At 55.6% G+C, this 8,764-nt stretch carries 12 protein-coding genes; 11 read left to right on the forward strand and 1 reads right to left on the reverse strand.

The annotated features are described in order from the left end of the window. From OEL57_RS10705 to OEL57_RS10755, 11 genes are all read left to right on the forward strand, one after another. Window positions 1-1,749 (forward strand): xanthine dehydrogenase family protein molybdopterin-binding subunit (locus tag OEL57_RS10705; RefSeq protein ID WP_300740526.1); only part of this gene is annotated, 1,749 nt, incomplete at its 5' end. A 6-nt stretch (window positions 1,750-1,755) separates the two neighbouring features. Continuing rightward, window positions 1,756-2,157 (forward strand): hypothetical protein, encoded by a 402-nt coding sequence (locus OEL57_RS10710; protein WP_300740527.1) that lies wholly within the window; start codon window positions 1,756-1,758, stop codon window positions 2,155-2,157. A 183-nt stretch (window positions 2,158-2,340) separates the two neighbouring features. Beyond that, window positions 2,341-2,721: a cystatin domain-containing protein gene (locus OEL57_RS10715; protein ID WP_300740528.1), complete on the forward strand. Its 381-nt coding sequence runs from the start codon at window positions 2,341-2,343 to the stop codon at window positions 2,719-2,721. Window positions 2,722-2,726: 5 nt separating this feature from the next. Further along, window positions 2,727-3,194, forward strand: a complete 468-nt coding sequence (locus OEL57_RS10720; protein ID WP_300740529.1) for a (2Fe-2S)-binding protein — start codon at window positions 2,727-2,729, stop codon at window positions 3,192-3,194. Between the two features lie 67 nt (window positions 3,195-3,261). Then, window positions 3,262-3,519: a type II toxin-antitoxin system Phd/YefM family antitoxin gene (locus tag OEL57_RS10725; RefSeq protein WP_300740530.1), complete on the forward strand. Its 258-nt coding sequence runs from the start codon at window positions 3,262-3,264 to the stop codon at window positions 3,517-3,519. Next, entirely contained in the window at window positions 3,516-3,791 is a 276-nt protein-coding gene (locus OEL57_RS10730; RefSeq protein ID WP_300740532.1) for a type II toxin-antitoxin system YafQ family toxin, read from the forward strand. The genes OEL57_RS10725 and OEL57_RS10730 overlap by 4 nt, the downstream gene beginning before the upstream one ends. Further along, window positions 3,775-4,635, forward strand: coding sequence for an FAD binding domain-containing protein (locus OEL57_RS10735; RefSeq protein ID WP_300740533.1), 861 nt, complete (start codon window positions 3,775-3,777; stop codon window positions 4,633-4,635). The genes OEL57_RS10730 and OEL57_RS10735 overlap by 17 nt, the downstream gene beginning before the upstream one ends. Next, window positions 4,635-5,789, forward strand: a complete 1,155-nt coding sequence (locus OEL57_RS10740) for an MFS transporter (RefSeq protein ID WP_300740534.1) — start codon at window positions 4,635-4,637, stop codon at window positions 5,787-5,789. Before OEL57_RS10735 ends, OEL57_RS10740 begins: the two co-directional genes overlap by 1 nt. Continuing rightward, entirely contained in the window at window positions 5,782-6,705 is a 924-nt protein-coding gene (locus tag OEL57_RS10745; protein ID WP_300740535.1) for an XdhC family protein, read from the forward strand. The genes OEL57_RS10740 and OEL57_RS10745 overlap by 8 nt, the downstream gene beginning before the upstream one ends. A gap of 334 nt (window positions 6,706-7,039) precedes the next feature. Then, window positions 7,040-7,648 (forward strand): nucleotidyltransferase family protein, encoded by a 609-nt coding sequence (locus OEL57_RS10750; RefSeq protein ID WP_300740536.1) that lies wholly within the window; start codon window positions 7,040-7,042, stop codon window positions 7,646-7,648. A 3-nt stretch (window positions 7,649-7,651) separates the two neighbouring features. Further along, window positions 7,652-7,990, forward strand: a complete 339-nt coding sequence (locus OEL57_RS10755; protein WP_300740537.1) for an STAS domain-containing protein — start codon at window positions 7,652-7,654, stop codon at window positions 7,988-7,990. 133 nt (window positions 7,991-8,123) lie between these two features. Here the strand turns inward: OEL57_RS10755 and OEL57_RS10760 are convergent. Then, window positions 8,124-8,764, reverse strand: a 641-nt coding sequence (locus OEL57_RS10760) for a 3-oxoacyl-ACP synthase III family protein (protein ID WP_300740538.1), incomplete at its 5' end; no start/stop codon positions are given.

Genomic DNA, 8,764 nt, shown 5'->3' on the forward strand with positions numbered 1-8,764 from the left:
TTTCTGGAAACCGAAAGCGGGGTGGCCCGACTGGAAGAGGATGGCGGCCTGCTGATGGATGTTTCCACCCAATCACCTTTCCGTGACCGCTTTGAGATCAGCCATGCCCTGGGCATCCCCTGGGGCAAGATCAGCATAGTGGCCCCCTCGCTGGGGGGCGGTTTTGGCGGCAAAGATGGCGCCACCGTGCAGTGCCTGCTGGGGCTGGCAGCCCAGCACGCTAATGGCCGCTGGGTGCGGATGCAGTGGGAGCGCGAAGAAAGCTTCAAGGCCGGTTACAAACGCCATGCCTGTAAAATGGAATACAAGCTGGGGGCCAGCACAGACGGCACACTGCAGGCGCTGCATGCCAGGCTCTGGTACGATACCGGCGCCTATGCCCATCTGGGGGCCGAGGTAATGGAACTGGGCATGGAGCATGCCGGTGGTCCCTACCGCATTCCCCATACCCAAATTGAAGGCTGGTGCGTCTACACCAACAACCCAACCGCCGGTGCTATGCGGGCCTTTGGGGTCTGTCAGGCTACCTTTGGCTTTGAATCCATGATGGATCTGCTGGCAGCCAAGCTGGGCATGGACCCGCTGGAGCTGCGCCTGAAAAATGCCCTGGTGCGGGGGGATGAAAACTGCGCCGGTGTCTGTTTAACCACCTCAACCGGCATTAAGACCTGTCTGGAACAGTTGCAGCAGCACCCCTTCTGGCAGAAACGGGAACAATGGAAGGCGGCAGCGCCCCGCTTCAAACAGCGTGGCATTGGTCTGGCCTCGGTCTTTAACGCAGCCGGGTATGGCGGCGGGGTACGGGATGCCGCCACAGCCAAGATTGAGTTGACCGTTGATGGCACCTTTGTGGTGCACAATGCCGTGGCAGACATGGGCCAGGGTAACTCCTCTGCCTTTCTGCAGATTGCCGGACATATTCTGTCGCAGGATGCCTCCCGTGTATCGCTGAAACAGCCGGACACCCGCACTGCCTATCCATCCGGCTCATCCTCTGCCGGACGCACCACCTACACCTTTGGCAAGGCCTTGATCACCGCAACTGAAGAGCTGCGCAGCCGCCTGCTTAACTGGGCCGGTATGATCCTTTTTCTGCAGGACAATGACGGTCTGGAACTGCAGCCGGGCAGGGTGTTGCATCTACCCAGCAACAAAGAGATTACCCTGGCGCAACTGGCCGGTTACCTGCAGCCGGAAGAACGGGTCTGCCTGGGGCAATACGTGGCACCCACCTGCAAAAATGTTCCCCCCACGGCCAAAGGGTTCTTTATCGGTTTTCCCCATGTGATCTTCGGCTATGGCGCCCATCTGGTGCGGCTGGAGGTGGATAGCTTAACCGGCCAGCTTACGGTTTGCGACTATCTGGCGGTGACCGATGGCGGCAAGGTGCTGAACCCGATGATGTTTGACCAGCAGGTGCAGGGTGGGGTGGCCCAAGGTCTGGGCTATGCCTTGATGGAGGATTTCACGGTGCAGGATGGCATGGTAAAAACCCCGGACTTTGCCACCTACCTGATCCCCGGTAGCCTGGATATCCCGGAGATTATCTCGATTGCCGCCCAGGGAGAACCGGAAGAGACCGGTCCCTTTGGCATGAAGGGGATTGGCGAGGTAGCCATGAACGGCCCGCTGCCCGCGGTTGCCAATGCTGTGGATGATGCCTGTGGTGTGCGACTCTGTCACGGACCGCTGACTCCCCAGCGGGTGCTGGCTGGTTACAGGGGTAAATTAGGGGTCGGTGAGGAGTAACGACAGATGGAAAATCAAGTTGAATTAAGATCGAACATGTTTCCTCCTTATGAAGGAGAAGAGGAAGAGATTAATCCAGGTCTATGGGGTAAAAGGCTGGCTGAGTACCTTCTGGAAAATCTTTCAAAAGAAGGAGTAAACGTCGTCGGCATTGGAGCTGAAGACTGGGGTTGGATTGTCACACTGGAAAACAAAGAGTTTCCACTTTGGATTGGGTGCGGTCATCAGTATGGCGAAGATGATGAGTTTTTATGCTTCATAGAACCCTCAAAGCCTTATATCAGGAAGTGGTTCAAGAAAATTGATACTACCGTTCTAGTTAGGCGAGTGGCAGATGTGCTGAGAAAGATCCTTGAAGCTTCTCCCGAGATCCATAGCATAAAGTGGAGTACAGTAAGTAACGGATGACACTAAAACCGTCATGGTCGCTGACGCGCCAGGATAAAGCCCTGCACGCAGGTCATGCTGAGGGTGATGTTAGTGCTCCAGACCACTTTATCAGTAACCGTGTTGATGTTGTCTTGCGGTTTGATATAACCCCTGAACAGAGACAAACAGAGGTTACATCCACAAACCAAGAAAGGGAGACAGATGAAGAAACTGAGTATGCCGGTTTATATCCTGATGGCTATTCTTTTTACAGGACTGCTTGGCGGCCATTGTCTTGCAGGGGAGCAGATCTCCGGCGGTAAATCTTCAGCAGCGGTAACCAAGCCAGAGGTGATTGCTGCAGCAGATTTTGCGGTCTCTGAACAGGCAAAGGTACTGCAGAAAAAACAGGAACCAGCAGCAATAAAACTGAGTCTGGTCTCCATCATCAGTGCAGAAGAACAGGTTGTCTCTGGTATGAACTATCACCTTAAGCTGAAGGTGAAACTGAACGGCAAGGTGAAGCGAGCAGAGGCAACGGTCTGGTGGCAGCCCTGGAACAAGGAAACTCCGTACCGATTGACATCCTGGAAATGGAAATAATACAGATGAATATTCAGTTTAATCTAAACGGTATTCCGACCGAGCTTGACTGTGTCCCTGACCGCCGGGTAATTGACCTGCTGCGGGAAGACCTTGGCCTGACCGGCAGCAAGGAAGGCTGTGGCACCGGTGAGTGCGGCGCCTGCACAATTTTGGTGGATGGCTTGCCCAAACTGGCCTGCCTGATGCTGGCGGCCCAACTGGAGGGGACGCGGGTGGAGACGGTTGAGGCACTTGAGCAGACTGAAGAAGGCCGCAGTTTGATGACTGCCTTTGCTGAAGAAGGTGCGGTGCAGTGCGGTTACTGCATCCCCGGTATGGAGATGGCCTCTTTGGCGTTGCTGCGTCAAGGCGAACCGTTAAGCCGGGAGCGGATCAAAGAAGGGCTGTCCGGCAATCTCTGCCGCTGCACCGGCTATGTCAAGATTGTGGATGCAGTGGAACGGGCTGTAAAGGAGTGTTGCGAAATCTAATAATACTCTTTACAGTGCTGTTTATAGTATGGTTAACTGTGTTAAACACAGTAAAAGGGAGGCTGCCATGCCGCATATATCTGCCAATGATCTGAAGGTAAAAGGTGTGGTCGCCATAGAGGCGATGCTGGCCAATCAGCCGGAAGCGATTATTTCCGTGCGGGGCAAGGAGCGCTTTGTGGTGATGGATATGGAGCAGTACCATTATCTGCGGGAATGCGAACTTGAAGCAGCACTTGCCCAAACCCGCGCCGACCTTGCTGAAGGACGTTCTATCAAGGGAAGTCCTGAAGAGCATGTTGCCCGTCTGAAAGCAGCAGCATGAGTTGGTCACTGGTCTTTACCGAACAGTATGAAAAACGGGCGCACCGTTTCCTTAAACGTCATCCTGAACTGGAAAAACAGTATCTGAAAACGCTGCAACTGCTGGAAGCAAACCCGTTTCACCTCTCGTTGCGGCTACATCCGCTTGCTGGCCGTCTCTCGGGCCTGCATTCAGTTTCCATCAATCTTTCCTACCGTATTACGCTTGAATTCCTGATTCAGGATCAGGAGATCATTCCGGTAAATGTGGGCGACCATGACACAGTGTACTGACAGGTGCAAAAGGCAGATCAGCTTTCCAGAGACTATTGATGAGCTGTTCAGGTTGCAGCAACAGCACCCCGATGCCCATCTGATGGCCGGGGGGACTGATCTTTTGGTGGCGCTGCGCCACGGGCCGCAGGATACGCGGGCGACCATCTGCCTGGAGCGGATTGACGAGCTGCGCCGGATTGATGAACTGGACGATGGCAGCGTCAGTATTGGTGCGATAGCCACGTTCAGCACCATTGCCCGGAACGCCCTGCTGCAGGAACGCTATCCACTGCTGACCCAGGCCGCAGCCACGGTGGGCGGTCCGGCTATCCGCACCATGGCCAGCATTGGCGGCAACATTGTCACCGCCTCACCGGCGGCAGATTCCCTGCCTGCGCTGTATCTGCTGGATGCCCAGCTGGAGCTGCGCTCTGCAGCAGGCAGCCGGACTGTGGCAATTGCTGAGTTTATTCTTGGACCACGCAGGACCATGCTGCAACCAGGGGAGATCGTCAGCCGGATCATCCTGCCGCCGTTTACGGGCTGGAGCATCCAGCGTTTTGAGAAGGTTGGCCGCCGTAAATCACTGGCCATTGCCGTGGCATCGCTGGCAGCAGCACTACAGCTGGCTGCTGACGGTACGGTGGCAGCGGCCCGCTTTGCCTGGGGCAGCGTGGGGCCAACCGTGCTGCGTTGTGCAGAGGCAGAACAGGCCCTGATCGGCAAACCGCTGTCTGAGGAAACCCTGAACGCGGCAGCACTGCTGACGCAACAGGCGGTTCAGCCGATTGACGATATCCGCGCCACTGCCGACTATCGCCTCAGCGTGGCCGGTAATCTGCTACTCAGGCTGGCTGCCTGATGTCAAACCCGCTCCTATCCCGCCCCTTTCTGCTGCTCTGCCTCCAGTTTCTGGCGGTCTCAACAATTGTCGCCGTCTTTTTCCCCTTGCGGGAATACCTGACCTCTTTGGGCATGCCTGCTGCCTCAGCCGGTTTCATCCTGGGGGCTGATGCCCTGGCAGCCCTGATCGTTCAACCGTTTATTACCCCATCGATTACCGCCCGTACTGCCCGACGCTGGCTGCTGGCCGGTGCCCTGATCCTGACTGCGGCACTGGTTATGGAGGGATGCAGCCGCAGTGAGTTTGCCTTTACGCTAGCCCGTCTGCTGCAGGGGGCCGGGTTTATCTGTGTGGTGGCGGCGATCATGCCGCTGTTTGTGCTTTGCATCCCCCGTGAGATGAGTGGTCGCGCCTTTGGCTGGATCTCGTTGGTACGGCTGATCCCCTACGCCGTGGTGCCGCTTCTGTTTGATCTGTTCAAGATCGCTCCAACAGCCCTGGGTGGCGTGATCCGCTGGTCAGCTCTGCTGGCTCTGCTGGCAGGGGGATTACTTTGGCTGCTGCCCCGTTTCCCCCAGGAACAGGAACAGGCCAGCGGGGCATCCTTTGCCGGAATCAAACGCAGTCTGTCTGACCGGAATCTGCTGCTGCTGTTTGCCGCCACGGTGCTGTTGTATGCCGGGTATGCTGCCACGTTCTTCTATTTAAAAGGGTTTGGGAGATCCGTTGGACTGGCCAACAGCGGTCTGTTTTTTACAGTTGCCACGGTGATGATGATGCTGGTCCGTCTGTTTGGCGGCAGCCTGTTTGACCGTTTTGATAAACGTCGCATGAACATTGTCTTTTTGGTGCTGTCTGCAGCAGGCACCGGTTTGATCCTGTTTGCCACCGGTTCAACCACATTGCTGGCGCTGGCGGTGGTCTGCGGTATCGGCTGGGGAGTGGTGATGCCGCTTTTAAATGCCCTGATCTTTGATCTGTCACAGCCGGAGACACGGGGACTCAATCAGAATCTGGGGCTGTTGATGCTGCAGTGCGGTTTTTTTCTGGGGCCGTTGTCTGGTGGCTGGTTGCTGCCCCAGGGCGGCTATCCGTTCCTGTTTGGTGCGGCTGCCGGTGCGCTGGTATTGGCAGCCGGGCTAGTGATGCTGGTGAGGAACCGGGATGACTGAGGCCTTACAGATCCTGCATGAGGTTGCAGCAACCGGGGCCGGAGTACTGGCCCTGATTGTTGAACGGAGCGGTTCTGCCCCCCGAGGTGTCGGGGCCATGCTGTTGCTGCGCCCGGATGGCAGTTGCTGCGGTACGGTGGGTGGCGGCAGCCTGGAACAGCAGGTTGTTGTAGCCCTGGGCCAGATACGGCAGGACGGCCATGGCGTTATCCGTTCATTTCAGTTGCTGCCGGAGCAGGACGGCATGCCCTGCGGTGGTAGCCTGACCCTGTTGCTGGCAAAGCTGTCTACCACGGCAATCCCGGTCTTTGCCGCTGCTGCAGCCGCTCTTGAAGCAGGGAATGGCTGTACCCTACAGGTCTATCTGGATGATAACGGACAGGCCTGCTGGTCTGTTGATCTGCCAAAACCTGATGCAATGCAGTGCTACAGCATCCCGTTGCAGCCGGTTCCTGAGCTGCTGATCTGCGGGGCAGGGCATATTGGTCAGGCATTGGCACCCATGGCCATAACCGTAGGGTTTAAGGTCACGGTGCTGGATGATCGGGCTGAATTGCTTGGTACAGACCGTTTTCCTGCTTCGGTTACAACTGTTGCTGTTGCAGGATTTGACTGCTGTCTGCAGTGTCAACAGATTACAACATCCACCGCTGTGCTGATCATGACCTATGGCCATCAGCATGACCGGACCGTGTTGGAACAGACCCTGGTAACCCAGGCTGGCTATATCGGCATGGTGGGCAGCCGTCGCAAGCGGGAAGAGCTGTTCGGACAACTGCGTGCAGTCGGTGTCAGCGATGAAGATCTGCTACGGGTGCGTTGTCCGGTGGGGCTGCAGATCGGCGCGGAAACACCGGCAGAGATTGCGGTCAGCATTCTGGCTGAGATGATCGCGGTTCGCAGGGGCAAGCAATGAACCTTAAAAAGGCAGCTGCACGCGGAGTCGCGGAGACGCGAAGAATCAAATCAAGCTGTTACGACAGGTTACTGTTTTGCCAGCAGAGTTGTTTTTTATCCTTAAAACGGCTGTTACTCACGCAAAGCCGCAACGCTCGCAACGAAAACCGATCACTTACAGAATACACAGCTTCACCCGTTTGGTTATATGGTCGTTTTTTCAATATACTGTTTTTATTGCGTTGCGTCGTTGCGTCGTTGCGTGAACTGTTTTTTTTAGGTTTATGTTTTTGTAACTTCTTTGGTTTCTCCGCGATCCCCGCGTCTCCGCGTGAGAAATTGTGTTTTTTAGCTTGAAAACTGCCGCCATCATTCTGGCCGCCGGTTTTTCCAGCCGGATGGGTAGCGACAAGGCGTTGCTGGAGCTGGGAGAACAGACAGCGGTTGAGCTGATTGTCAGCAGCTATCAGGCTGTTGGCATAGAGCAGATTATCGTGGTGACCGGACAGAATCATGCCGCATTAGGGCAGTTACAGCTGCAGGCGACACTGCTACAAAATCCGGCACCGGAAAACGGGATGTTTTCATCAGTCAAATCCGGCGTTGCAGCGCTTGATCCTGCTATAGATGCCTTTTTTGTACATCCGGTGGATACGCCGTTGGTCAGCCTTGAAACATTGACTGGCCTGATAGCCGCATTGCAGCAGCATCCTGCTGCTGATGGAGTGATTCCGGTGTTTTGCGGCAAACGGGGCCATCCACCACTTCTACGGATGAGACTGCAACAGGAACTGCTGCACGCTGATGATGCCGGAGGGCTGCGCAGCCTGTACCCGGGCTGGCAGTTGCTGGAGCTGGCGTCTGATGATAAGGCTGTTATACTGGATATGAATACACCTGAGCAGTATGCCCTGCTCAAAGGTTTTAGTGCAGAGCAGACCATTAACAGACAGAGGTGCTGAAATATGGAATCTACAATCAGATTTGAAAATAAGGTTGGTGTGATCACGTTGTCCGGGCGCTTTGATTCCGGGGCAGCGCCGCTTTTTGATGCCTGGTTTGCCCAGCAGGACAAGCCGGAAATCAGCCGTTATCTGCTTGATCTGGCCGAGGTACCCTATATCACCAGCGCCGGGCTGCGCAGTCTTTTGAAGCTGCTGAAGCTGCTTGAAGGTCGTGGCGGCAGACTGATTCTCTGCTGTGTGGCGGCACCGGTACAGGATCTGTTTAAAATAGCCGGTTTTTCCGGTTTCCTGACCATCTGCGAAACCAGAGAGACGGCTCTTGGTGCCTTGGCAGGATAATCTATAGATATGACGGTTTTAGTTTAAGGATGATAGCAAGGCGGCGAGGATCTCGGCGACGCAAGCGTACACACAGTACGTTGAGGAGCCGAAGACGAGCCAACGAAGCTAGCGCCTTAAAATGAAACCGTCATCAGTGCCAGCGGTAGATCGCTGCCCCAAAGGTCCACCCGGCCCCCACACCGGCAAAAGCGATCAGATCATCTTTTTTCAGTTTGCCGGAGCGGTTCACTTCATCAAGCAGCAGCGGAATCGAGACCCCGGAGGTGTTGGCGTAGCGTTCCATATTGTGGCAGACCTTTTCAAACGGGATGCCCAGTTGTTCCGCCATTTTTTTCAGGATCTTGATGGAGGGCTGGTGGGGGATGACCCAGGTGATATCCTCTTCAGACAGGCCGCAGCGCAGTAGCACCGATACAATCGAGCCGGGCAGCACCGAGGAGGCCGCCTCGTACACGGCATGTCCATCCATGGTGAAGGCGTTATCACCCTCAAAGACCGTAGCACCATCAGTAAACTCGGTGTTTGAGAAGATGGTTGCCTCAAACAGACTGTTTTCATAACCGCTCTTGGTTAGTACGACTGCAGCAGCAGCATCACCAAAAAAGATACAGTCCCGGCGTGACCAGTCAGTGATGCTGGACATCCGGTCAGAACAGATGACCAGTGCATTTTTGTGGGCACCTGAACGGATCAGGTTGCCGGCAATGGTCAGCCCGTACATGAACCCGGAGCAGGCGGCAGAGATATCAAGGGCCGGAGCCAGGTTGGTGA

Source organism: Trichlorobacter sp., from assembly GCF_030247655.1.
In the GTDB taxonomy this organism is placed as follows: domain Bacteria; phylum Desulfobacterota; class Desulfuromonadia; order Geobacterales; family Pseudopelobacteraceae; genus Trichlorobacter.